The following is a 25,669-nucleotide window of genomic DNA, read 5'->3' as shown; positions in this document are numbered from 1 at the left end:
TTATGCATCACTACGGTTAAAATTCCTCTTTTTAAATTCATTATAGATTTTTAATAACACTATCCTGAACAAGGATAAAAATTGTATAGGCCAAATAAAATAATAATCTAAAAAAAGTAAAAATGAAAAAACGAATGTGCTGCAGATAAAAAGAAAAACCATTTCTGTTGCAGCAGAAATGGTTGGAGTTTAAAGAAATTGTCATCTCTAAAAGGAAAGTAAGAATTGTGTAAAACTGTTCTAGGCTCGCCTTATTTATTAAACTAAAACAAAGTAATGAAAAAAAAATTAAAAAGATATGCTTGGCTATGTATTTTGTTGATTTCCATAGGGGTTAAAGCTCAAGATACTAAGCCTTTAATTCAGTCTAAACTGGAAGGAACAGTGGTCGATGCCATTACAAAAGAGCCAATTATTGGAGCTTCGGTAACCATTAAAGGAACTACACACGGTGTTATCACAGATACAGATGGAAAATTCTTCTTCCAAACAGGACAAAAATTTCCTTATACACTTTTAATTAGTTATTTAGGATATAAAAAAGAAGAAGTTGTAGTAAATAAAAACGCTATAACTATTAGTCTTACCGAAGAACAGAACGCGTTATCTGAAGTAGTGGTTACGGCACTTGGAATTTCTAAAGAAAAGAAATCTCTCGGATATACAACTCAGGCATTAAAAGGAAAAGAATTGGCAACTACAAAAGAAACCAACTTTTTGAATGGACTTTCGGGTAAACTGGCAGGTGTTCGTATTACCAATTCACAAGGAGATATGGGATCTTCGCGTATTATTATTCGTGGAGAAACCTCTATTGCAGGAAACAATCAGCCGCTTTTTGTGGTAGATGGAGTTCCTGTAGATAACTCACAATTGAACTATGGTGGAGCTACACGTGATTTTAGAAACGCCATTGCCGATTTAAATCCGCAGGATATTGAGACGTTGACAGTTTTAAAAGGTCCGAATGCTGCTGCTCTTTACGGATCACGTGCTGCGCATGGTGTAGTGCTTATTACTACAAAATCTGGAAAAGGACAAAAATCAGGATATGGAGTTACTTTTAATACGGGTATAACTGTTTCTCAAGTGGCTACTTTACCTTCTTTCCAAAATACTTTCGGACAAGGTTCTAATGGAAAATTTAGCTACGTAGACGGAAAAGGAGGAGGAGTGAATGATGGAGTTGATGAAAGCTGGGGACCAAGAATGGATGGGCGTCTTATTCCGCAATTTTATTCTAAAGGGGAAGCAGTGCCTTTTGTAGCACATCCGAATAATGTGAAAGATTTCTTTAACACGGGACTTACTTACGATAATAGTGTTTCTATTGCAAAATCTAACGAAAAATCAGATTTCCGTTTAGGTGTAAACAATCAAAAACAGCTTGGAACGGTGCCAAACAGTGAAATAAACAAAACAAATTTTACAGTTAATACCAATTATCAGATTTCTGAAAATGTAAAAGTTGGGGTCAATGCTAATTATATTGTAACAAATGCTCCACAATTGCCAGGAGGTCCATCTGGTGGACGTGCGGCGGGTGTAATGCTCCAGTTTCTTTGGTTCGGTCGTCAGGTTGATATCGACCAATTGGACAAAGACTGGACAACTAACTGGAACAACAGTTACTACAGCAACCCGTATTGGAATGCGTATTACAATACAACAAGCCAACAACGTAACCGTATCATTGGAGATGTTCACTTAGATGCGAAATTAGCAGAAGGATTGAACTTCAGATTCCGTACAGGGGTTGATTATTATAATGATCGAAGAAAATATACTATCAAGTATGGTACAAACGGAACTCCTTTCGGATCGTATGCAGAAGATGCTTACACTGTAAATGAGCAAAATACTGAGGGTATATTTCAATATACCAAACAGCTTAATGATGATTTCAGTTTAGATGCACTTGCAGGTTTCAATATTCGTAACCATAGCGATGCCAACAACTATCAGAAAGCGCCACGTTTAGCGGTTCCAGATTTGTACACATTGACAAACTCTAGAGATCCGTTGACATCATCAAATTCATTATCGAGATTGAGAGTTTACAGTGCTTATGCTTCTGCACAGGTAGGATTTAGAAATTATGCCTTCTTAAACGTTACGGCGCGTAATGACTGGTCTTCGACATTGCCAAGCAGCAACCGTTCTTATTTCTATCCGTCTTTTAACGGAAGTGTAATCTTAACAGATGCATTGAATATCAAGAGCAGTACACTTGATTTCTTAAAAGTTCGAGGTGGATGGTCTGAAGTAGGTAATGATGCCGATCCGTACCAATTGGCTACGGTTTACAATTTCCAAACTGCTTTTGACGGAAATCCGATCCAGACTTCTTCTCAAAAGAAATTAAATGAAAACTTAAAACCAGAAACAACTCGTTCTACAGAGGTAGGTCTTGAAGCTTCTTTCTGGAAAAACAGACTTCATTTTGATGTAGCGTATTACAATACAAATAGTTTCGACCAAATTTTAGAAATTAAAACTACAGCATCAAGCGGTTATACTTCGCAGTTAATCAATGCGGGTAAAATTAACAACCAAGGTATTGAGGTACAATTGGACGGAAATCCGGTTCAAACTGAAAATTTCAAATGGAATGTGGCTTTAAATTATTCAAAAAATAAGAGTAAAGTAGAAATTCTTGATTATGCTGGAGATATTAAAAACTATACAATTGGTTCTTCTGGAGGTGTAGATGTATTGGCATCTGTTGGACAAGCTTATGGAGCACTTTATGGAACTGCATATGAGCGCGATGCTAGCGGTAATATTGTGGTAGGAGCAAACGGTCTTCCGAAAGCAGACCCTACAAAGAGAGTTTTAGGACACTATACGCCAGATTATTTAGCAGGTCTTACAAATACTTTGACTTATAAAAATCTTGAACTTTCATTCCTTGTTGATGCTAGCGTTGGTGGCGAACTTTTCTCTGGAACTAACAGAACAGGAAATTACACAGGAGTTTTAGCGCAGACTCTTCCGGGACGTGGTGCTGAAAACGGCGGATTAAGCTACTATTACCCAGGAAACAATACAGCCAACCCAAAAACTCTGGTCGCTGGCGGAGCTGCTCCAAGCGGTGTGACAGTTTATGATGACGGAATGATTTTCGGAGGTGTATTTGCAGACGGAACGCCTAATAATAAAGTGATTAGTGCACAGGAATATTATAAAGCATCATACAACATTAGCGAAGCGTATATCTATAGCTCAACTTTTGTAAAAATGAGAGAAATCAAGCTTACTTATAATTTTAATAAAAAGCTGGTTAAAAAACTAGGATTAGAAGGAGCAAGCGTTACTGCTGCTGGCCGTAACTTATTCTTTATCTACAAAGATGCACCAAATATTGACCCTGAAACGGCTTTCAATACAGGAAATGCACAAGGATTAGAAAGTTTAGCGTTGCCAACAACCAGAAACTACAGCCTTAACCTTAATGTTAAATTTTAAAAACTCGGAATCATGCTAAAAAAACTATCATATACAATACTGTTTGCATTGGCACTGAGCTCTTGCAGTGATACTTTAGACGATATAAATAAAAACCCAAATGCAACTGAAACTCCACTAGCACCATATTTGCTGACGGGAACTTTAAAACAAGGAGCAGATTTGTATTGGGGAGATGCGAACAACTTTAACTCAACGTTGCTTTTTGTACAGCATTGGGCTAAAATTCAATATACAGAACCAGATCGATACGATGTTTCAAATGCTTCTTTCACTTCATTGTGGGATAAGGGATATGCGACTCTGATTACAGATTTGAATACTATTATAAAATTTCCAGATGCACAGGCTAACTCTAATTATAAAGGAATTGCCTTATCGCTACGTTCATGGACATTTTTATTGCTGACAGATGCTTACGGAAGCATTCCGTATAAAGAAGCGGGGCAAAATGTTACTCCGGCGTACAACACTCAAAAAGAAGTGTACACAGGTTTGCTTGAAGATTTGAAACAAGCGCAATCTTTATTGAATGCTGCAAATGGTTCTATTACTGGAGATTTAGTTTATAAAGGTGATATAGTAAAATGGAAAAAATTTGTGAATTCGCTTCGTTTACGTATTGCATTAAGAATTTCAGACAGAGAACCTGCTTTGGCTAAACAAGCTGCGATTGAGGCAACAAGTGATGCGGCAGGAGTAATCAGCAGCGAAAGCGAAACATTTAAGTTCACTTATACAAGTTCGCCACAGCAAAATCCAGCTTCGGCTTGGTTTGAAACTCGTGATGATTTCCGTATTTCAAAAACTATGGTGGATCAATTAGACGCATTATCAGATCCGCGTTTGCCAGTATTTGCACAATTGCCATCAGACGCAAGTGTAGGTAAGTATGTTGGAGGTGCAAACGGATTATCAAATAGTGATGCTAATAGCCAAGGTTTTGCTAAAACATCAAAACCGGGAACTTATTTCCTTACATCGGCTTCACCTGCGGTAATTGCTTCTTATTCAGAAACCTTATTTAATTTGGCAGAAGCTGCAGCAAGAGGTTATATTTCTGGAGATGCAGAGCAGTATTATAAAAATGCTATTACGGCATCGTTCATTCAATTTGGAGTTACAAACCCAACAACGATTTCAACGTATCTGAATCAGGCAAGTGTAAAATACGATGCTTCAAACTATGCTAAATCAATCGGTACACAAAAATGGATTGCATTTTTCGGACAAGGTCTTGATGCTTTTACAGAATGGAGAAGATTGGATTATCCAGTGTTAACAGCTGGTCCAGCAACTGTTTTGGACGGAAAAATTCCTTCGCGTCTTTTCTATCCTGGAACAGAGCAGTCATTAAACGGTGCTAGTTATAAGGCAGCTGTAGCTGAACAAGGAAAAGATGTATTGACAACCAAATTATGGTTTGATGTGAAATAAATTTGCTTGCAAATAATATTCCGTAGGAATATCTGGTTGGTAGAAAAAAATGGAACGTTGTGCATAGTGTCCTGTAGTGACACCTGTTTTTGCGGAAACAATATCTATAACGTCTAATCAAACGTTCCTACGGAACGTAAATTCATGATCCTAATTTAATTTCTACCAATGAAACATTCCTACGGAATGAAAAATTCTACTGACCAAACATTCCTACGGAATGAGGTGCATTATTTTTTTGATATTTTAATATTCCGTAGGAATATCTGGTTGGTAAAAAAAAAATGGAACGTTATGCATAGTGTCCTGTAGGGACACCTGTTTTTGCGGAAACAATATATTTAACGTTTAATCAAACGTTCCTACGGAACGTAAATTCATGATCCGAATTTAATTTCTACCAATGAAACATTCCTACGGAATTAAAAATTCTACCGATCAAACATTCTTACGGAATGAGTTGCATTATTTTTTTGATATTTTAATATTCCGTAGGAATATCTGATTGGTAGAAAAAAAATGGAACGTTATGCATAGTGTCCTGTAGGGACACCTGTTTTTGCGGAAACAATATATTTAACGTTTAATCAAACGTTCCTACGGAACGTAAATTGATAATCCGAATTTAATTTCTACCAATGAAACATTCCTATGGAATGAAAAATTCTAGCGACCAAACATTTCTACGGAATGAAATAGGCCCTGTATCAAAATTTGATACAGGGCTTTTTGCATTATTCCATTCGTTCTTTCCGTCTTTCCTGATTTGATTCTTCTTCAGAACTTTCGCGTTTCCAGTATGAAACAGCATGAAAACAGTCACGTTCCAATTGAAGCTCTTCTTTCAAATATTTTCTTATTTTCCTGATTGTCTCAAATTCTGCTGCGGCAAATACATATTGCTGGTTTTCTTTAGCTAATAAATCGATACATTCTTCAGCTAGTTTACTACCGTCAAATGGTGAAGGATTATAAATCCATTTTACATTGAGATGGGCTTTGGTATTTAGAATCAATACATCTCTATAAGAATTCACTTCGAGTAAAAGCATAACATTTACATTCGAAGGCAAAGTTTCTAAAATAGCTGAAATAACCGGAATCGCTGTACTGTCTCCAACGATAAAATAGTTTTCATAAGCGGGGACAAGCGGTTTTTGACTTTCTTTCATTGCAATTCCAAGAAAATCTCCCGATTTAGCATTTTCTGCCCATTTAGAGGCAGGTCCGTTATCGCCATGCGCGACAAAATCTATTTGGAGAGTTTTATTAATTAAATCAATATTTCGTGTGGTATACGTTCGCATTGCCATAAAAAAGCCAGAGTCCCAGATGGATTCTTCATAATCGTTGCAATACATGGCGGTTTCAGAAGGAATATAAATTTTATTATTGCTTCCAGAACGCATATTCTGAAAAAGATTTACTTGTTTATCAGACATTTTAAAAGTTATTCTGATGTAATGTGGAGTAAGAAATGTTTTTTCTTTTACGACAAAAAGAGAACGTGCTGTATTTCGTATTAGTTTATCCATAATTACTTTAATATTTTAGTTTACAATTGCCTGAATTTCTTTTCTTTCTGATTGAAGAAGGCTTGCAATGGCAATAACACAGCTGAATGCCCCGAAAAAGTAGATGGACTGGTAACTGAACCATCCTGCAATTAGACCTGCCGTTGGCCCCGCAATTCCTAACGAAAGATCAAAAAATGCCGCATAAGCGCCTAAAGCTGTTCCTCTCATTTGCGGTGTTATTTTCTGGATAGCCAATACGCCTAAAGATGGAAAAACAAGCGAAAACCCAATTCCGGTAAGAGCGCATCCTAAAATAGCTATCCAGCCATTAGTGGATAAACCTATGCATAACTGACCAGCTATTTCAATCAAAAAGGAAATCATAGCAACTTTGAATCCGCCAAAACGATCTGGATAAGAAGAGAAAAACACGCGGGTCAAAATATAAGAACCCCCAAAGAAAAGAAATCCAAGAGAAGCTCCATCCCAATTTTTCTGACAGAACAATAAAGCGATAAATGATGCAATGCAGGCAAAAGCAATAGAAGAGAAGGCAAGTGCAATTCCTTGTGGGAACACTTTTCCGATTACTTTATAAAAAGGAGTTCTTAAATGTCCTTTGTGCACAGCAACTATTGGCAATCTTTTGGAAGCTGTCCAGCTTATAAATGCCAGAATGATAATTGAAGAAAAAGCTAGAGTACTTCCAAATTGGACAATCCACAGGCTGAAAGGGGCACCAATTGCGATTCCGGCATACATGGCGATTCCGTTCCAAGTCATTACTTTACCCGAATTCTGCTGTCCTAAAAGTCCAATTCCCCAAGTAAGTATTCCTGTTACCAGAAAACTTTCAGCTATTCCGTGAACGATTCTGGACAATAGCAATAATGAAAGCGATAATAAAGGAATTGAAATTGCAGAACAAGCGCACATATATAAAACACCTGCTAATAGAACCAGCAAAATGCCTCGTGTTGTACTGATTTTTGAACCCAAAACATCAGTTGTCTTTCCTGCATAAGCGCGGGTGAGCAGTGTTGCCAGTGCTTGCAGACCAATAACTAAACCAACGGCAAGATTGCCAAATCCTAATTCATGTTTTATAAATTTTGGCAGTATGCCTAGAGAAATACCGATTGTGGTATAAACTGCCAAAACCGTTATCACAATAGGAATTAAAAGTTTGGTATTCGATTCAGAGTTTAATTTTGGAGTACTGTTTGTAGTGGTACTTTCTGTCATAATTTTACTTTGTATATTAATAATTTTACAAAGGCAAAATTATGCCTGCGCTACGTTTTAATGGTTGTCTATAGTAGGGGTATTGTTGGACAAATCATGGTTTTTTAATCTGAATTCAGAGGCAGTCATACCGATGTTCTTTTTCATAAAACGTGAAAAATAAGCATGATCTTCATAACCCAATTCAAAAGCGATTTGTTTAATATCTAGTTCTGTGTAATACAATAAACGTTTGGCTTCCAATGCGATGGTCTGCTGTATCCAATAACTTACGGTGAAACCGGTAACTTGTTTTACGATTTCATTTAAATATAAAGGCGTAATGTTTAACAGACTTGCATAATCTTTAACCTGTTTGCATTCTCTAAATTTTGATTGCACAAGTTGTTTAAATGCATTTACGGTCTGATACTTTTGTCCGCCAATAAGTTCTTTAGCGGAATCTTCTTGTATAAGTGCTCCGATAAAAAATCCCAAAAAAGCATCAGCCAGCGAATATTCGATTTGATCTTGAAAGAATTCGCTTTTTTGTTTTAGCAGATTTTCAAGTATCGGAATAACAGAAAAAATCAAATTATCAGACGTCAGCTGTACTCCCTGTCTGCTGTTTAAATGCGTATTTAAGATTTGAGTGTATTTGTCAGAAATCAAAAGCGAATCCATAAAAACATACCATCCTTTGCAATTGTTTTGATTGAGGTAAGAATGCACTTGTCCAGGCGCAACATAATAAGCGCAATGATTGGACATTGTAATGTGTTTAAAATCAAGTTCCAATTCAAAAATACCCTGAGTCAGCACAATAAACATATAATGGTCATCACGATGAGGCGCCTGCGCTTTCTCTGAAAATGCTCCAATCGGAATAATATCTATCCCAATGGTTTTCATTTCATCCCGATGTATTTCAATGTGATTTAGGCTCATTTTTTAGACTGAATTGTATTCAAAGGTAAAAGGAATTAGAAAAAGTTGTTCGTTATTTTACAATTTTTGCCTTATCTGAATAATTTCCTTTGTAAAAAAATATATAAACCATGAAAACAAAAATCATTTTAAGCACATTCATGATGCTTACTTTTTGGTGTAATGCCCAAACGACAGATCCTGCTTTAAAAGAGGTAAAAAAAGTTATTGAAGCCAGCAACAAAACGTTCTCCGATTTTACTAACAAGAACGACGGTTCTATTGTGGCAAGATATACGGATGATGCTTGTCTATTTCCGCCAAATGGAGAACCAAAATGCGGAGCAAAACAAATTGATTCCTTTTTTAGAGGCGGACCTCAAGTGCATGTTGTATTCACAATCCAACATCTTTACGGAGACGCAAAAACAGCTGTTACAGAAGAAAGTTTTTATGAAATGACTGATATGAATGGCAAAAAACTAGATGACGGAAAAGTAATTGTAATCTGGAAGAAAACCAAAGACGGCTGGAAAATGCATCGCGATATGTTTAGCAGCAATCATCCTGCAAAACAAGGCTAAAAACCAATGTTGACAGCCTGCTGTAAATCGGTATCGTTTTTTAGCATCGAATTTCTGGATGCCGATGGCGTGATGCCCGTAAACTTCTTAAACTCTTTTATAAAATGAGCCTGGTCATAATAGCCATTGTCGTAAGCTATAGTAGTCAATGATTCTGTCGTATTGAGCACTAAATCCAGACTTTTATTAAATCGGATTACAGAAGTAAAAGCAGCAGGACTGATGCCAATATTAGACAGATAAAGTTTTTGGATATACCTTTCTGATAAACCTGAATTGCGGGCAAGGAAAGGTAAATCCAATTGCTGATGATTGCGAAAAAGTTCCTGACTTAGATGCTGCACTATTGAAACTTTCTTTAGACGAGTTTCATTCTTCTTTAATTTTTGAAGAAAATACGTTTCTAAAACACTGATTTTAGACAATAAATCGTCCTTTTCCATAATCTGATCGTACAAATCTCTATTCTCTCCTAAAGCTACATCATACATATCGGTAGCATAATTGGTAAATTCTGATAAAGGATCTGAAAAAAACAATGCGCTGGCATGCGGATAAATCCTTGCTATAAGTACAGATGTTCCTTTTGCTACAGAAAGACGTGTTGGAAGCGTGAGATGTCCTAGTAATTCTATTGCAGGAGTATCTTTTTGTTTGCCGTTGATAATAGTAGCAGCAAATCCTCCAGAAATATTTACAATCAAATCGACATATCCGCTAGGATAAAATACTTCATTGTTGAGATCTTTTTCAATTGTCACAACAGTGTAATTCTTGATAAAAGGCGCTAAACTGGCGGATGGCAAAATCTGCATATCGTTTTTTGTTGTAATTTAGAAGTAAATTAACTGATTTATAGCAAGTTCTAAATTAGCAATAATTACAATATAAACGAAGTAAAGTTTTGGAGATATTGTTACAATTTTCCATAATTTAGAAGCTTACAAGAAATCACAAAACGAATAACTGATTAATAGAAATAAGCGAAATAATATGCAGACAATATTAGGAGCAAACGGGCAGATTGGCGAAGAACTGGCGAGAGAACTAAAAAGAAATTATACTTCAGATATTCGAATTGTAAGTCGCAAAGCACAAAAAATAAATGATACAGATACTGTTTTTTCAGCAGATTTAGCTATTAAAGAAAAAGCAATAGAAGCTGTTAAAGGCTCTGAAATCGCATATTTTACCTTAGGACTTCCGATGGATTCTGATTTATGGGAAAAGCAATTTCTGCTCATTTTAAGTAATGTTATCGAAGCCTGTAAAATCAACAAAACAAAATTGGTGTTTTTTGACAATACGTATATGTATCCACAAGACGGCAGAGTTCTTACTGAAGAAACCGCTTTTGAGCCCGTTGGCAGAAAAGGAAAAGTCAGAAAAGAAATGGCTGAGATGGTTTTAAACGAAATAAAATCAGGTAAGTTGGAAGCAGTTATTTGCCGAGCACCAGAATTTTACGGTCCAGCCAAAACGCAGAGTATTACCAATACTTTACTATTCAATGCTATTAAAGAAAACAAAAAACTCAAAGTGCCTTTGAGCGACACTAAAAAACGAAGCCTAATTTGGACGCCTGATGCAAGTCGTGCTACAGCGTTAATAGGCAATACACCAGATGTTTTTGGACAAACTTGGCATTTGCCTGTTGATGAAAGCCATATTAATTATAAAGAGTTTGTTGCTCTGGCTTCTGAAATATATGGGAAAGAATTGAAATATAAGGTTATCCCAAAATTTGTTTTTACAATAGGAGCATTTTTCAATAAACAAGCAAAAGAATTACAAGAACTGCTTCCAAGATATGAGCATGATAATATTTTTGATGACTCAAAATTTAGAAAGCGTTTTCCAGATTTTGCGGTGACAAATTATAAAAATGGAATTGAACAGATTAAAAATGAATAATATCAATGAAAATTGATATTATTCATTTTTATTAATATTCCGTAGGAATATCTGATCGGTAGAAAAAAAATGATGTAATTAGGCATGTGTCCCGTAGGGACACCTGTTTTTTGTGAATAAAATATGTCTGACAATTAATCAAACGTTCCTAAGGAACGTCTATTCTCGATCCTAATTTAAATTCTACCAATGAGACATTCCTACAGAATGCTTTTTACAATTTTTTATAGCTTTTCATACCAATCCAAAATATAATCGGCGACAGTTTCCCAGCCAGGTTCTCCACAAATAAAATGGCTTTTACCATCAAATATTTTAAGATCTACACGTCCTGCATTTTCTTTGTATCTGCTGGCAATTGTTTCTGTTAAGCTTGGAGGAAAAATATGATCACTGCCACCGCCAACAAATAGAATTGGTTCATGCGGTTTTTTGAAATCAATATTAGAAAATGAATTTAAAACCAATTCGCGGCTTACCTTATAACTTTCTGGTACAGCAAATTTCTCAAAAGCAATACTTTTTTGTGCTTCAGGAATGGTATTAAAAAAGGCATAATCGTACCATTTTCGACTTCCCATAAAATATTTAGCCGAAGAGAAAAAGCCAAAAGCTGGAATTACTGTTTTTAAGGTTTGAAATGGCGGAAACACATTTTTTGGAGGTGCGCCATCAATACTTACTCCAGCCGCTGCTTTGCCCAATTCTACCAATTTTAATGTAGCCATACCAGCCATTGAATGCCCGACTACCAAAGGCTTTTCGGGTAAAGTATCTATTAATTTAGTGATATTATTGACAATATCTATAAATCCGGTTTTAGTTAAATCTGGATGAACTTTTGCTCTTAAGTCGGCAGGATTTCCATCGTGTCCAGGATTTGCGGGAGCATAAACAGTATAGCCTTTCTGCTCATAGTACTTTTTCCAATCGGCCCAAGTTTTGTCATTGACAAAATTTCCGTGAATAAGCACAATCGTTTTTGATTTTGACATGATTTTATTTGATTTATGTTAGAATCTCTTTGAAAATTTCTCTTTTGGAATTTTTTAAAAAATTAACTTTCCCTCAAAAAAAAACAATTTATATGCCACGCCAAAGTATGGTTTAATAATAAGGTTTTTTAGTGCAACTTGTTGATTTGTAAGTGTTATATATCGCTAAATAAATTTAGATTAGTGAGATTTCGCTATAAAGCATTTTAAATTATCGTCTTTTGTCATTGATTGGAAACTCTTTCGAAAATTCAATTTTAAGAATCGTTCCGTTATTGTTTTCCATAGAAAAAGTCGCATCCAAGTCATCGCTTAAACCTTTTATAAGGCTCAAACCAAATGAATTGATTTTCTTATCCCTAATAATCGCATCAAAACCAACTCCGTTATCGGCAATAGTCAGCAGATATTTGTTTTCAGATGTAGCTTGCAATGTCACGTAAATCATTCCAGTTCGATTATCTGGAAAAGCATATTTTATAGAATTCGTAATCGATTCGTTTAGAATAAGTCCAAGAGGAACTGCCTGTGCAACGTCTAATTCTAAAGGCTCGATTTTGAGTTCAAAACGAACACGCTGTCCTAAAAAGAAAGATTCTTTTAAATATTCGACCAATTCTTTGATGTAATTCGGCATATTAATCGTAGAAATATTCTCCGAATTATATAATTTCTGATGAATCAAGGACATCGAATGAATACGATGCTGGCTGTTTTTAATAGCCGACAATGCCATATCATTTTCCAAATAAGCCGATTGCGAATTAAGCAGACTAATCACAGTCTGAAGATTATTTTTTACACGATGATGAATTTCTTTCAAAAGCCACTCTTTTTCATCAAGCAAATGTCTCAGATTGATATTTTTCTGGTTGATTTCCTTTTCTTTCAGTTCAAGTTCAGCATTAGTTCTCTGTTTTAAACGATATCGATTGTACAGTAAGACAATTAAAAGGGCCAATAAAACCAAACTGGAAATGGAAACTGTGTTTAATAATTTTGATTTTTTTAAGGCTGTTTCCTGTAAATTAGTTTCGTTGTCTAAAAGTTTGATTTTCTGTTCTTTATTTTCTGTTTCATATTGTATTCTAAGTTCTTCAATCTGTTTGTTTTTTGCATAATCCAAAAGTGAATCGCTCATTTTTTTATACAATTTATGATGCTCTAATGCCAATCTAAAATCGCCATTTAAAGAATCTAATTTATATAGAGACATCTGGAGCGCTTCTGAATTATATTTCTGGTTGTATTTTTTTGAAGCAGCTTCAATCTTATCGATATACAATTTTGTTTTCTGTAGGTTTTTTCGATTTGCGAAAAACAACGCAATAGAGGAATAGGTGTTGCATACATCTCGATATGTTTGCTGTGAATCTAAGCCATCGGCATCTTCTCCGGCTTTTATAAAATACTTTTCTGCTGTTCTATAATTTTTAATTCGCCAATAACAATTGGCATAACCAAAATTCATAAGCATATTATCAAACTTGTTTGGAGGCGGATATTTGCTGGTTATTGAGTTCATATATTCAACAGCCTCTTTGTTTTTTCCTTTCATCGATAAGGCTGCTGTGGCTGTTATAAAACTTTTATACCAGCTACCACTATTATAGGAGTTTTGTCCGTATTTAATGCTTTTTTCAGCGGCCTTCATTGCATCGTCAATATGCCCCATGTTTAAATAAATTATTCCCAATCGCATATAAAAAATATCAGCAAAAGTGTAATCCTTTGTTGATTCCATGGTTTCAACACTTTTTAGAGCATAATAAAGAGCATTCTTCATATTGAATTGCACGCCCTCGATATAAGCAATCGTGGTTTCAATGTATTGCTGCTGTCTGAAACCAATTTTTCGCATATCAGCAGTGTTTTGATATAATATTTTCTTGGCATCATTTATTTTTCCGTGCCAGAAATAGATGGTGCATATCCTTGCTTTTGTGATTATTCTTTTTTCTTCAAAGCCCAGGGTTTTGTATAAAGCTTCGGCCTCTTTTAGAGTTTTTTCTTTTTCGGGATCTAAATCGTGTAGATTTGTTGCCTGATAGAATAATGCATCAGCCAGCGCGGCTTTGTCATTTTGTTTTCGACACTCATTTACTACTTGCGAAAAGCATTTTTTGCTTTCAGGATAATTGTTGATCTGAAAGTAAAACTTTCCCAAAAGCATTAAACTCTGATGTTGCCATTTTTGAATTTTTAGCTTATTACTAATTTTTACAGCTTCAGTGATATAAAAATTTGCATTTTTAATGTCATCTGGTTTGGTAAAAGGTTTAAACAAATAAAAAATTCCCAGTTGCAGAGCTAGTTTTACTCTATCGATGTCTTTTGATTTGTGATAAAGTTTTTTAACAGCCTCAATATTTCCTTTTTCTATCAAATCATTTCCAATTAGATAAGAACCATCATTAAAGCCTTCATTGTAAGCTAAAGAAACTGGCAATTTGTAAGCTTTACAGGCTAAAACCACAGCACTGTCTGCATCTATTGATCCTTGATTTGAATTGTATAAATAAGAAGAGCAGGTTTGTATTAATAAACGCTTCTTTTTTAAATCATAGCCTACTGTTGCGGGATGATTTTGCGCTTCAGAATTAAGGGTTATAAAGAAAAGCAGACAAAAAGTGTACAGTAGCTTCATGGATTTATTTAGAATTAAATTTTAGTAAGTGTTTAATTAACAAATATAAAGAGAAACAATTTGGTTTGGATTGCAAAATAACACGAAAATTATGGTAAAATGTGATTTTTATTTAGCTAAATTTGGAAACGCTTAATTTTAATTATGATAATTAACTATTTTTGTATCAATTAATTAAGTGTAATGTAGGACAAAATTTACTCACTTATGAAAAAGTCTGCCGATAACGGATATGAAGCTGCAATTTCAGCATTAAAAAAACGAATTTTAATTGTTGAAGATCAGTTTATTGAAGCACACGATTTACAGCTTATTCTTGAAAAAGCCAATTATGAAGTTACAGGAATTGCGAGATCGGTGGAGCAGGCTTTAGAACAGATTGAGATTGAAAAGCCTGATCTTGTTTTTTTGGATATCATGCTAAAAGGCAAGCGAGATGGTATAGAATTAGCACATATTCTTAAAGAAAAACATATCGGATTTATATTTATTTCGGCCAATTCCAGCAAAAGTGTTTTAGACGAAGCAAAAACCACACAGCCATACGGATTTATTGTAAAACCGTTTAGAGCTCAAGATGTTCTCACAACTCTTGAAATTGCTTTTTATCGTCAGCAATATAGTTTAGAAAGCCAGTTGAGACAGCAATTTCAGCTTCAGAAATCAATTTCAGAAATTATAAATTCAAATGTAAAGAAAGAAGAAGCTTTGTTGGCTTTTGCAAAAGCGGTTCAGACTTTTATTCCTTTTGATTATTTAGAAACGGGTTTTGTAACAGCAACACATTATGATAATCTCGGCATTGTCCGTAGAAATATAGATCAGTATCAGATTATTAACTTGCAGAAACTTACTCAGATAACAGAATTGTCTGAGAAAGAAATAAATGAAACCTACAAGAAATCTAAAAAAGATAAAGAACCTATTATTTATAGTGCAGAAACACTGATAAATAATCTTCAGGAAGCTCCGATGAAAGCTTTGATTGCGCATAATTTTGGAATAAAATCATATTTGGTTTTTCCACTTTTGATTTCTGAAATCCAGCGCTATCATTTTACTTTTTACAGTCGTAACCTGAATGTTTATTCTCCGGAGCATTTGCGCATTTTGAATTCGCTAGAACCTATTTTCTGCCAGTTTATAGCAAAAATCTATTCGAAAGAAGATTTAAATCTGCCACAGAAAAAAGTTGAAATTAAAAACACTAAACCTGTCAATACCGAAGAAGATTTCGGTGGTATTATTGGAAATAGTTCGCAAATGAATTCTGTTTTTAATTATATCCGAAAAGTAGCGCCTTCAGATACTTCAGTTCTGGTTCTTGGCGAAAGTGGGACAGGAAAAGAAAAAATTGCCCAAAGCATTCATGCTTTATCACCAAGAAAAGAGAAGCCTCTGGTTATTATCAACTGTGGTGCAATTCCTGAAAATCTTGCAGAATCGCTTCTTTTTGGACATGAAAAAGGGGCTTTTACAGGGGCATTGGATAAACGTATCGGTAAGTTTGAATTGGCAGATGGCGGGACTATTTTTCTGGACGAAGTAGGAGAGATGTCTCTTGAACTTCAGGTAAAATTGCTGCGTGTTTTGCAGGAAAGAGAAATTGAGCGCGTCGGCGGTAGTTCTCCTATGAAAGTTGATGTTAGAATCATCGCGGCAACCAACAAAAATCTTGAAGAAGAAGTGGCAGCAGGAAGGTTTAGAATGGATTTGTATTATCGTCTGCACGTTTTTCCGATTATGGTTCCGCCATTAAAAAAGAGAAAAGAAGACATTCCCGATTTAGCTAATCATTTTATTGAGGTTTACAGTGATAAAATGGGCAGAAAAGCGCCAATTCTTTCCGATGCCGCTGTGCAGCAGATTATGAATTATAATTGGCCAGGAAATATACGTGAACTTGAACATGTTATGCAGCGCGCTATTCTATTGACAGAAGGAAATACGATTAAAGAAATTGAACTCTCGATGTCTTCAAAAATGCATCCTGAACAGCCAGCAGAATCATTTTCGATAAAAACGATATTAGAAAACGAAAGAGATTATATTCTTTACATTCTTAAAAAATGCAACGGAAAGATTTCTGGAGCTGGAGGCGCAGCCGAAATTTTAGATATTCATCCTTCTACATTGAATTCTAAAATTAAAAAGCTAGAAATTAAAAAAGGGATTATTTAAGGCTTATCTCAAAAAAATAAACACATAGAAACATAGATTATATATTTTGATGCATAAAAAGAGGGCAAAGAGAAACATATTTCTTTCACATAGTTTGCTATGTGGATTTAAATTAGTGAAACACCTTTTTTAAGTTTACTTAAACTATCCCCGATAGCTATCGGGGCTATGTGTTAAAATGATTAGCAATATGTTAAGTAATTTTCGTTAGCCAATTTGCTATAAATTCAGCAATAGTTTCCCAGTTTTCCTGAATTATACTTAGATGATTTGAATCTTGAAATTCTTTGTAACAAGTTATAGAATGCAGGTTTTTGTATTTTTTAAAGTTGGAATAATTTAAAGAAGGGGGAATTAAAGCATCTTGTGAACCCGAAATAAAAAGAAGTGGATCGTGTTTCTTTTTAAAATCTATTTTTCCTGTTTTAGTAAAAATATCACGCATAATTAATTTTGATTCTGGAATTAATAATGCTTCATAGCTTTCTTTCTGTTCTTCAAAAGTCATTTCGTTGGTAAAAAGCTGCTGCCACACTTTAAATGGCATCAAATAGGTTTTGCTCGAAGAACTAAAAAAGACAGAAGTGTTCCAAGCTATTTTGCAGAGAGAAAAATTGCAATAAAATATATTGCTTGGCGGAATAGAATTGATGCAGATGCCTGCGTAGCCAAGTTCTTTCTGAATGAGTAACTGTGTTAACAGACCGCCATAAGAATGACCGATTAAAATTGGTTTTTCAGGAAGTTTATCAATAATTTCGGTATAATAATCCAGTAAATCAGCTAATTGAATTGAGGCAATTTTTGAATTGGGATGGACGTGTCTTAAATCAACGGCAAACTCATTTTTATGTAGCCAGGGCGGAGCAACTATTTTATAGCCTTTATTTTCAAAAAACACGATCCATTCTTTCCAACAAGCATGACTTACAAAAGCTCCAGTAATAAACATAATGGTTTTTTTATTAGATAAATACATCATATCGAAGCTATTAGGTTAATTTCAGAAAAGGCACGCAGATTGAAAAACAAAAGGAGTGCCTTTTTTGTAAAGCATTGATTATAAAAGCTTTGTTGAAACAGATATTTGTAGAATTATTATATATCGTTAAAAACAAGTTTTGATTCTTGAAATATCATAAGTCCAAGCAAAAAAAAATCTTGTAAATCCTTTATTTTAAAGGTTCTGCGTTTTGGTTTAATCTTTGTCTCCCTCAAAAAAAACAATATGGTTTCAATCTTTAAATTATAATTATGGAAAAAATTTATGACACAGAAACAAGTTTCGCCGAATTGGGCGATCGTACCATTGCTTATCGTTCGTATGGAAAAGGAAAGGCAATAATTTTTGTGAACCGTTTTAGAGGAACGCTCGATACTTGGGATCCGCTGTTTGTGGCAAAAATGGCAGAAAAATTCAACGTTATCGTATTTGATTATTCTGGAATTGGTTCTTCTACAGGAAGTCTCGCTCCAGATATTACTGTCGTAGCCAAAGATGTCAAAGATCTTGCTGATTTCTTAAAGCTAGATTCAGCTATTGTTTTAGGATGGTCTTATGGTGGATTGGTGGCGCAGACGGCAACTCTATTGTATCCTAATCTAGTGACGCATGCTGTTTTGGTAGGAACAAATCCGCCTGGGAAAAATGAGGTTCCGATTGAACAAGTATTTTATGATGCCGCGCTAAAACCTTTAAATGATTTTGATGATGAAATCGTTTTGTTTTTTGAACCAAAATCAGAATCTAGCCGATTGGCCGCGAAAGCTTCGCATGACAGAATTCATAAAAGAATAGAGGTAGAGAAGATTCCATCGACAATGGATGTTTTTCAGTTGTATTTTGGCGGAGGAGATACTTTTAGAGAAGATCCGTTTAATTTCAGGGAACAGCTTAAGAAGATAAAAACGCCGATTCTGATTATTTCTGGAGATCATGATATCAGTTTTGCGGTAGACAATTGGTATCCAATTATCAATCAAATGACTAACGCCCAAATGATTGTGTATTCTGCAACAGGACATGGACCTCAGCATCAATATCCTGAACTCACAGCACAGTATATCACCAATTTTGTAGAATACGTATAATTTAAGTTCATCAGCAGAACTTGATTATATGCAAAAGGAATAGTGTCAGCAGCTATTCCTTTTTTTTATGTAAAAAAGTTTTCTTTTTTTTTATCAAAATTAATTGCAGATGATATTTCGCTAAAAACTGTCTTTTAGCGAAATATAACAAAGAAAATCTCCAATTTATATATCGATAGTACTGTTTATTTTAGTAAGAAATAATTGAAGCGAAGCATTTTTAAACGCATCCAAAGCCTTTTGATGATCCATAACAATAAAACCGAACGTATCATAATGAACGCCTAATATTTTGTTTACTCCGACCAGTTTTGAGGCTTCAATAGCTTCCTCGATTCCCATTGTAAGACCGTCGCCAATAGGAAAAACAGCAAAGTCAAGTTTTGTAAATTTTGGAATAAGCTGCATGTCTAAAGTTAGAGCCGTGTCGCCACTGTAGTAAAAATTGCCATCAGAAGTTGTTAGCACAAAACCACAGGCAATTCCTCCATAAGAACCATCGATAAAACTGCTCGGATGTTGAGCTACCACGCATTTTACGGTTCCAAAATCAAAATCAAATTTACCGCCTGGGTTGATAGGATGCGCATTTTCGATACCGTTTTTCAATAGCCAATTATAGATTTCAAAATTCCCAAGCACTTTTGCTCCCGTGTTTTTTGCGATGCGTTCAACGTCTAAAATATGATCATAGTGCGCATGAGAAATAAAAATGTAATCTGCTTTTATGGCATCAACATTAACCTCTTTAGCTAATTCGTTTGGCGTAATAAAAGGATCAAAAAGAAGGTGTTTTCCGTTGGCATAAACTGAAAAACACGAATGCCCGTAGTAAGTAATTTTCATGGTAAATAGTTTTAAATCAGTTAATAATGAAGAATGTTTTTTCAAGAAATGTGCCAGTGGTGAAGAGCGCTATAAAAGTGAAAATTTAGAAGAGTTGTCTTTAAGTGCGCCAGCGAAGCAAAATATTGATAGAGAATTTTAAATTTGGCTAAAGCCCTATCTGCTGAAATTCCTGCTAACCTCTAGCTAAAGCTAGAGGCAATTGATTTAATGCTCCGGCGGAGCAAAATGTTGGTAGCAGGTTAAATTTTACACCAACAAAGAAACACAAGCTAAAGCTGGAGGCAATTGATTTAATGCTCCAGCGGAGTAAAATGTTGGTAGCAGATTAAATTTTACACCAACAAAGAAACACAAGCTAAAGCTGGAGGCAATTGATTTAATGCTCCAGCGGAGCAAAATGTTGGTAGCAGATTAAATTTTACACCAACAAAGAAACACAAGCTAAAGCTGGAAGCAATTGATTTAATGCTCCAGCAGAGCAAAATGTTGGTAGCAGGCTAAATTTTACAACGACAAAAAAACACCAACTAAAACTGGAGGCAATTGATTTAATGCTCCAGCGGAGCAAAATATTTATAGCAGATTCAATTCCTAGGCGACAAAAAGCTCCAGAGGAGCGACATCAAAATGCTTCATATTCCTAGTTTTCAAAGAAACCAAAAGCATCATATTTTCCATAAATTAAAATAGCACTTATAAAATAAAATCTTTATCTTTAACTAATTGGTATATCAGTTTATATGCTTTTTTTGCTGTTTAAGTTAAGAACCCCAAATTTTCGTAAACAGTATATTTTAAATACATTCAAACAGTTTCAGAATTTATCTGAATAATAAGTTTTTATCTCATTTCTATTTTATCCTGCTGTTTTTAATTAGACAGCAAAGAAGTCGCTAATTAAAAGTAATTTCAATTCATAAGAATATTATATAGATGCACATAAAACTAAATTTTCTAAAGCCATTTATCTTGTTTTGCTTTTTGTTCGGTCTGGAAACAAAAGCGCAGACCACTTCTCTGGAAGAATGTTTTTCTATAGCACAGCAAAATAATATTACCATAAAACAAGCAAAATCTGCATTAAAAACAGGAGAGTATAATCTTCAGGCCGAAAAGAAAGGCTATTTACCTAAAGTAGATCTTTTATCTAGCTATTCTTATTTGAGCAATCCGCTTACGATAAATCTGCAGACTGTTAAAGACGGAGTTGTGGAAGGTTCATCACAGCAAAGTGTGAATACGGCAAACGAAATTTATCATGAAATTACTGGAAATAACTTATCGCAGGCAGCACAGGATCGCATTTATAATGCCTCGAAAACGGTTATTGGTGGTATTTATCCAGATTATAATCCTAGTTTAAGTAAACAGTCTTATTTTATTGCAGGAGTGGGAGTTCGCCAGCCAATTTTTCTTGGAAACAAAATAAATTCAAGTATAGATTTGGCTCAATCGGTTGCCAATTCGGCAGGAATTGGTGTAGAGCTTGCAGGCAAAGAAGTTGATTTTTTAATTGCAGTGCAATACCTCAGAATATTATACCTCAACTCTTTAATTAAAAAACAGGAACAGATTGTAAGTGCTTTAGACAAAAATAAAAATTACGCCCAAGAACTTGTCAAAAACAAAATATTGCCTCCGTACCAACAAAACTGGACGAATGTGGTTTTAATTCAGGCGCAAAGTCAGTATAACAATATTAAGATGGACAAACAAAATGCCCATCTCGAACTGAATAAACTGATGGGAGTTGATCTTGACACCACAATAGTAATTTCAGATACTTTAAGATATGCCGAAATCAATCTAGAAAAACCTATGAAGGATTATTGGCTTACCAATCCAGTTTATAGAATTGCAAGCAATAAAATCTCTTATGCGGAGACTGCTGAAAAAATCAGCAAATCATTGGCTTTGCCGAATGTTTTTGCTATTGGAAATTACAATTTATATCAAAAAGATTTACCGGTTTCGATTCCTGATTGGTTTGTAGGATTGGAATTGCAATGGACTTTGTATAACGGACAGACTAGCAAAAAAACTTTAGCCGCAAAACAATTAATAGAAGAAGCCAAGTTAGGAGAGGAGAATTCTAGTTTAATGCTTCAGGTACAGTCGAGAGTCGCAAAGAATAAAATGACTTCGCTGCAAAATGATGTTATGGCTATGGATGCGGCGAGAAAAGAAGCTAATACAACAAGCAGTTTAATTACCAAAAGAATGAATAATCAGCTATCATCGCCAAAAGACGTTAATGATGCTTTGCTGGTAGAAACTGAAATAGAAAAAGGATATTATACCGCTGTTTTAGGATACTATCTGGCATTAGCTGAGTATTTTAATAGTTTAGGAAATCCAAGTCAAATAACGCAATTTATTAAATAGATGAAAGATATATTTAAAAACTACTGGGCGCTGATTATTCCAATCTTTGTAGTAATAGCAGGACTGATTTTTTTCTTAAAAGACAATAACAAAGAAGACGATAATTTTATAGGAATGGTTGATGCAACAAGTGTTGACGTTGCGGCCGAATTCCCAGGCAGATTAGATTCGTTGCTTGTAAAACAGGGCGATACTGTAAAAACAGGACAATTGCTGGCTGTACTTCGATCTAACGAAATAAACGCCATAAAAGCACAGGCATTATCGGCAATTGATGCAGCAAAAGGACAGCAGGAACTGCTTACACAAGGAGCAAGACCAGAATTGATAGAAGCGACTTCTAAACTCTATCAGATCAGTCAGGAACAATATAAATTGTTTAGCACGACTTATGATCGCATGGAACGATTGTATAATGAAGATGTAATATCAGGACAGGAAAAAGATGTTTTCTATTTTAAGTTTCAAGCCGCGAAAAAGGAAATGGAAACCGCTCAATTAAATCTTCAGATGCTAAAAAACGGAACAAGACCCGAATTACTAAAAACGGCAAATGCTATTGTAAAACAAGCAGAACAAGCCTATGAATTGACCAAAGCGCTTGGTGATAATACAAGAGTTTATGCTCCTGCTGATGGAGTAATTTCGAATTTGGTTACACATCAGGGAGAAATTATTTCTATAGGATATCCGATTATGACCATAGAGAAGAAAAACTCCACGATAATTAAGTTTAATATCAGACAAGACAAATCAAATCTGCTTAAAGTTGGAAGCAAGACATCGGTTAAAGTTCCGGGTTGCGAACCTGAAACGTTTGATGTTGTCGTACATTCTATTGCACCGACATTAGAATTTGCTAATTGGGTCCCATCAAAAGATAAAGGAGAATTTGAATTGAGAACTTTTACAATAGAGGTGAAACCCGAAAACCTTGCACAAATTAAAGGACTTCGTTCTGGTATGACTGCTTCTTTAATTCTTCCTCAATGATTTTGATGATAAATATAATTATTAGAGAATGGAAGCGCATTCTAAGTCTAAAGGTTTTTTACTTGGTAATGCTTGTTGTTCCTGTCGCTTTGTTTTTCTTTTACGCTTTTATTTACCAAAAACAAGATGCTAAGAATTTGGCATTTGCAATTTGGGATGAAGATCAAAGTGCCATAAGTCGAGAGCTGATTTTTTTATTAGAACAAAAAGAAACGCTTCAAATTACCAGAAGAGTAAGCAGCGAAGCCGAAGTTAAAAAACTGATTCAAGAAGGGAAAATATTGGGTGCCGTACATTTCCCTGCCAATCTGCAGAAGAATATTTATAGCCGTCATCCGAGTAACGTGACTTTGTATACCAATGCCGCTGCGCTTGTTCCTGCTAAGTTAGTTTATAAGGCTGTCGCCGAAGTGGTAATCACAGGAAGCACAGGCGTAATTTTGCAGAAATTGGTAAAAACCGGAATGAAATCTGATCAGGCGATGGCGATTGCAAATCCGATTAGTCTGAGAACTTATCAGCTTTATAATCCAACTTACAATTATCAGGAATATTTGGTTCCAGGTTTAATAACGGTCGGAATGCAGATGATTTTGATTATCAGCTCTATGCTGGCTTTAAATTATGAATGGGTTACTGGGACGATGCAGGAATTGTACGATTCGTCAAGAGGTTCTGTTGTTGTTGCAATTATAGGTAAAACAATAGCTCATCTTGCCATTAGCTGGATTAATTTTATCATTATTACAGGAATTATTTTTCCTTTTTTTGATATTGGCATTCCTGCCGCTACTGGAAAGTTTTTTATACTATATACCATGCTTTCTCTAGCGTGTATTGGCATCGGAATGTTTATATCGGCTTTGTTTAAAGATGTGATGCTTTCGGGAGATGTTGCGCTTTTCTATACTTCGCCCGCTTTTGTTTTCAGCGGATTTACTTTTCCGAGATGGGCAATGCCTTGGTACGATCAGTATTATGCACTTATTATGCCTTATACCGCTTTTTTAGACGGTTTTTTTAAGGTGTATTATATGAATTTGCCTTTGAAATATGCTCAAGGAGAGTTCGCCAAACTCTTATTATTTTGTGTAGTAATGTATCCGACCGCGATGTTGTTGTTTAAACGTCAATTTAATTCAATTAAAGATGAAAAAGAAACCGCAACAATCGCTGATTGATCTCTTTTTGAGAGAAGCTTCGCAAGTAGTAAAGGATCATAGTTTGCTGCTTACGCTTCTTATTGCTCCATTGCTTTATGCATTCTTTTACGGAAGTATTTATATCAATAAAGAAGAATTTGATGTAAAATTGGCTGTTGTTGATGATGATGGCTCAAGACTATCCCGTTTGCTCCAGCAAAATATAGACGATTCTCCGATAGTAGAACTGATTCATTTTTCGAATCTGGAACAGGCAAAAGAACAGATGTATCAAGGAAATTGCCAAGGATACTTTTATATTCCGGAAGGAACAGAAGCCAATTTACTGAGTTTAAAACAAAGCAATGTAGTATTGGCAATCAACGCTGCGAGATTTCTTCCTTCGAGTGATTTGTTATTGAATGTACAGCAGATATGTCTGACAGTTGGAGCAGGAGTGAGGCTTCAGTATTATCAGAAAAAAGAAGGAATGAGCACCACTATTGCAATGGAAAATGTAATGCCAGTAAATTTAGATTATCGCCCTTTATTTAATGAAAGATCGAGTTATGGTGCATTTTTATTGCCAGGATTGTTAGCCTTAATTTTACAGCAAACTTTATTAATTGGTTTGTGCGAAAGTGTGGCAGGCGAGAGGCAGCGTTCTCGATTAAAAGAATGGCTCGGTTCGGGTATCTCTAATGGTATTTGGGGAAAAGGATTGTTTTATCTGATACTTTTTTCTTCGTATGGCTTTTTCTTTTTAAATGTAAATTACAAACTGCTCAATTTACCCATGAGAGGTAGCGGATTCGAATTAAGCTTATTACTGCTTTTGTTTATTTTGACTTTAATTCCGATGGCTCAGTTTATAGGTTCTTTATTCAAATCGCAATTGCTTTGTTTGCAGATGATGGCTTTTTCGACTTATCCGATTTTCTTAATTACAGGATACAGCTGGCCGTTTGAATCGCTTCCACTAGCATTACAGTGGCTGTCTAATCTTTTGCCTACAACACCATTTATTGTTTCGTATACCGCTATTGTGCAATCGGGTGCCAGTTTATGGGATAATCCATCTGTTTTATTGCATCTTATACTGCTTTTTGCTTTTTATAGTGTAATCTGTTTTATTCGTTTAAAATATTTGAAAAAGAGTTATGAGTTATGAGTTATGAGTTATGAGTTATGAGTGTCGCCTAATCATTGCACAATATATTCAAAACATAGCCCGTGGTTTCAACCACGAGGATACGAGTGATATGCGTATAAATCAATTATTAGTTTGAATTGGCTCCAGCTTTAGCTGGAGTTT

Annotated in this window: 18 protein-coding genes; 10 read left to right on the top strand and 8 right to left on the bottom strand. The window is 35.1% G+C overall.

The window, feature by feature from the left end; genetic code table 11:
• Positions 1–276: 276 nt before the first annotated feature.
• Positions 277–3,468: a SusC/RagA family TonB-linked outer membrane protein gene (locus DM397_RS02075; RefSeq protein WP_111375967.1), complete on the top strand. Its 3,192-nt coding sequence runs from the start codon at positions 277–279 to the stop codon at positions 3,466–3,468.
• Between the two features lie 12 nt (positions 3,469–3,480).
• Positions 3,481–4,905 (top strand): SusD/RagB family nutrient-binding outer membrane lipoprotein, encoded by a 1,425-nt coding sequence (locus tag DM397_RS02070; RefSeq protein ID WP_111375966.1) that lies wholly within the window; start codon positions 3,481–3,483, stop codon positions 4,903–4,905.
• 734 nt (positions 4,906–5,639) lie between these two features.
• On the opposite strand, the gene DM397_RS02065 is transcribed toward DM397_RS02070, so the two are convergent.
• The 3 genes from DM397_RS02065 to DM397_RS02055 are packed head-to-tail and all read right to left on the bottom strand — an operon-like array spanning position 5,640 to position 8,594.
• A complete protein-coding gene (locus DM397_RS02065) occupies positions 5,640–6,440 on the bottom strand; it encodes a siderophore-interacting protein (protein WP_111375965.1) in 801 nt (266 codons plus the stop codon).
• 15 nt (positions 6,441–6,455) lie between these two features.
• Positions 6,456–7,667, bottom strand: coding sequence for an MFS transporter (locus DM397_RS02060; RefSeq protein WP_111375964.1), 1,212 nt, complete (start codon positions 7,665–7,667; stop codon positions 6,456–6,458).
• A gap of 57 nt (positions 7,668–7,724) precedes the next feature.
• Entirely contained in the window at positions 7,725–8,594 is an 870-nt protein-coding gene (locus DM397_RS02055; RefSeq protein WP_111375963.1) for a helix-turn-helix domain-containing protein, read from the bottom strand.
• A gap of 110 nt (positions 8,595–8,704) precedes the next feature.
• Here DM397_RS02055 and DM397_RS02050 point away from each other — a divergent pair, with 110 nt between their 5' ends.
• Entirely contained in the window at positions 8,705–9,157 is a 453-nt protein-coding gene (locus tag DM397_RS02050) for a YybH family protein (protein ID WP_239457772.1), read from the top strand.
• On the opposite strand, the gene DM397_RS02045 is transcribed toward DM397_RS02050, so the two are convergent.
• A complete protein-coding gene (locus tag DM397_RS02045) occupies positions 9,154–9,972 on the bottom strand; it encodes a helix-turn-helix transcriptional regulator (RefSeq protein WP_111375962.1) in 819 nt (272 codons plus the stop codon). The two genes, DM397_RS02050 and DM397_RS02045, sit on opposite strands and share 4 nt — an antisense overlap.
• Positions 9,973–10,150: 178 nt before the next feature.
• Here DM397_RS02045 and DM397_RS02040 point away from each other — a divergent pair, with 178 nt between their 5' ends.
• Positions 10,151–11,071: an NAD-dependent epimerase/dehydratase family protein gene (locus DM397_RS02040; protein ID WP_111375961.1), complete on the top strand. Its 921-nt coding sequence runs from the start codon at positions 10,151–10,153 to the stop codon at positions 11,069–11,071.
• Positions 11,072–11,295: 224 nt separating this feature from the next.
• Here DM397_RS02040 and DM397_RS02035 read toward each other — a convergent pair whose 3' ends face one another.
• Together DM397_RS02035 and DM397_RS02030 are read right to left on the bottom strand one after the other, a co-directional pair.
• Positions 11,296–12,066, bottom strand: coding sequence for an alpha/beta hydrolase (locus DM397_RS02035; RefSeq protein WP_111375960.1), 771 nt, complete (start codon positions 12,064–12,066; stop codon positions 11,296–11,298).
• 211 nt (positions 12,067–12,277) lie between these two features.
• Entirely contained in the window at positions 12,278–14,713 is a 2,436-nt protein-coding gene (locus DM397_RS02030) for a sensor histidine kinase (protein ID WP_111375959.1), read from the bottom strand.
• A gap of 207 nt (positions 14,714–14,920) precedes the next feature.
• Between DM397_RS02030 and DM397_RS02025 the strand changes: the two genes are divergently transcribed.
• Positions 14,921–16,894, top strand: a complete 1,974-nt coding sequence (locus tag DM397_RS02025; protein WP_111375958.1) for a sigma 54-interacting response regulator — start codon at positions 14,921–14,923, stop codon at positions 16,892–16,894.
• A 193-nt stretch (positions 16,895–17,087) separates the two neighbouring features.
• Here the strand turns inward: DM397_RS02025 and DM397_RS02020 are convergent, their stop codons facing one another.
• The gene (locus DM397_RS02020) at positions 17,088–17,876 is read right to left on the bottom strand and encodes an alpha/beta hydrolase (protein ID WP_239457771.1); all 789 of its coding nucleotides are present in this window, start codon (positions 17,874–17,876) and stop codon (positions 17,088–17,090) included.
• A gap of 272 nt (positions 17,877–18,148) precedes the next feature.
• On the opposite strand from DM397_RS02020, the gene DM397_RS02015 reads away from it, so the two are divergent.
• Entirely contained in the window at positions 18,149–18,985 is an 837-nt protein-coding gene (locus DM397_RS02015) for an alpha/beta fold hydrolase (protein ID WP_111375957.1), read from the top strand.
• 165 nt (positions 18,986–19,150) lie between these two features.
• Here the strand turns inward: DM397_RS02015 and DM397_RS02010 are convergent, their stop codons facing one another.
• Positions 19,151–19,831, bottom strand: coding sequence for a metal-dependent hydrolase (locus tag DM397_RS02010; RefSeq protein WP_111375956.1), 681 nt, complete (start codon positions 19,829–19,831; stop codon positions 19,151–19,153).
• A gap of 936 nt (positions 19,832–20,767) precedes the next feature.
• Here DM397_RS02010 and DM397_RS02005 point away from each other — a divergent pair.
• The 4 genes from DM397_RS02005 to DM397_RS01990 are packed head-to-tail and all read left to right on the top strand — an operon-like array spanning position 20,768 to position 25,525.
• Positions 20,768–22,219 carry a TolC family protein gene (locus tag DM397_RS02005; RefSeq protein ID WP_111375955.1) on the top strand — a complete coding sequence of 484 codons (1,452 nt, stop codon included), beginning with the start codon at positions 20,768–20,770 and terminating at the stop codon, positions 22,217–22,219.
• Positions 22,220–23,212: an HlyD family secretion protein gene (locus DM397_RS02000; protein ID WP_111375954.1), complete on the top strand. Its 993-nt coding sequence runs from the start codon at positions 22,220–22,222 to the stop codon at positions 23,210–23,212.
• 5 nt (positions 23,213–23,217) lie between these two features.
• A complete protein-coding gene (locus DM397_RS01995) occupies positions 23,218–24,393 on the top strand; it encodes an ABC transporter permease (protein WP_239457770.1) in 1,176 nt (391 codons plus the stop codon).
• Complete coding sequence (locus DM397_RS01990; protein WP_111375952.1) at positions 24,362–25,525, top strand: ABC transporter permease; 1,164 nt, start codon at positions 24,362–24,364, stop codon at positions 25,523–25,525. Before DM397_RS01995 ends, DM397_RS01990 begins: the two co-directional genes overlap by 32 nt.
• Positions 25,526–25,669 lie beyond the last annotated feature (144 nt).

The sequence above is a fragment of the Flavobacterium nitrogenifigens genome (genome assembly GCF_003254565.1).
Lineage (GTDB): Bacteria > Bacteroidota > Bacteroidia > Flavobacteriales > Flavobacteriaceae > Flavobacterium > Flavobacterium nitrogenifigens.
The sequence above is the reverse complement of the archived record's forward strand: the minus strand, read 5'-3'. Positions and strand labels throughout refer to the sequence as shown.

Coding starts and splice junctions, on each gene's coding strand:
- DM397_RS02040 (WP_111375961.1), top strand. CDS start 10,151: ATGCAGACAATATTAGGAGCAAACGGGCAGATTGGCGAAGAACTGGCG.
- DM397_RS02070 (WP_111375966.1), top strand. CDS start 3,481: ATGCTAAAAAAACTATCATATACAATACTGTTTGCATTGGCACTGAGC.
- DM397_RS02050 (WP_239457772.1), top strand. CDS start 8,705: ATGAAAACAAAAATCATTTTAAGCACATTCATGATGCTTACTTTTTGG.
- DM397_RS02000 (WP_111375954.1), top strand. CDS start 22,220: ATGAAAGATATATTTAAAAACTACTGGGCGCTGATTATTCCAATCTTT.
- DM397_RS02025 (WP_111375958.1), top strand. CDS start 14,921: ATGAAAAAGTCTGCCGATAACGGATATGAAGCTGCAATTTCAGCATTA.
- DM397_RS02035 (WP_111375960.1), bottom strand. CDS start 12,066: ATGTCAAAATCAAAAACGATTGTGCTTATTCACGGAAATTTTGTCAAT.
- DM397_RS02045 (WP_111375962.1), bottom strand. CDS start 9,972: ATGCAGATTTTGCCATCCGCCAGTTTAGCGCCTTTTATCAAGAATTAC.
- DM397_RS02075 (WP_111375967.1), top strand. CDS start 277: ATGAAAAAAAAATTAAAAAGATATGCTTGGCTATGTATTTTGTTGATT.
- DM397_RS01990 (WP_111375952.1), top strand. CDS start 24,362: ATGAAAAAGAAACCGCAACAATCGCTGATTGATCTCTTTTTGAGAGAA.
- DM397_RS02020 (WP_239457771.1), bottom strand. CDS start 17,876: ATGATGTATTTATCTAATAAAAAAACCATTATGTTTATTACTGGAGCT.
- DM397_RS02010 (WP_111375956.1), bottom strand. CDS start 19,831: ATGAAAATTACTTACTACGGGCATTCGTGTTTTTCAGTTTATGCCAAC.
- DM397_RS02065 (WP_111375965.1), bottom strand. CDS start 6,440: ATGGATAAACTAATACGAAATACAGCACGTTCTCTTTTTGTCGTAAAA.
- DM397_RS02060 (WP_111375964.1), bottom strand. CDS start 7,667: ATGACAGAAAGTACCACTACAAACAGTACTCCAAAATTAAACTCTGAA.
- DM397_RS01995 (WP_239457770.1), top strand. CDS start 23,218: ATGATAAATATAATTATTAGAGAATGGAAGCGCATTCTAAGTCTAAAG.
- DM397_RS02055 (WP_111375963.1), bottom strand. CDS start 8,594: ATGAGCCTAAATCACATTGAAATACATCGGGATGAAATGAAAACCATT.
- DM397_RS02015 (WP_111375957.1), top strand. CDS start 18,149: ATGGAAAAAATTTATGACACAGAAACAAGTTTCGCCGAATTGGGCGAT.
- DM397_RS02030 (WP_111375959.1), bottom strand. CDS start 14,713: ATGAAGCTACTGTACACTTTTTGTCTGCTTTTCTTTATAACCCTTAAT.
- DM397_RS02005 (WP_111375955.1), top strand. CDS start 20,768: ATGCACATAAAACTAAATTTTCTAAAGCCATTTATCTTGTTTTGCTTT.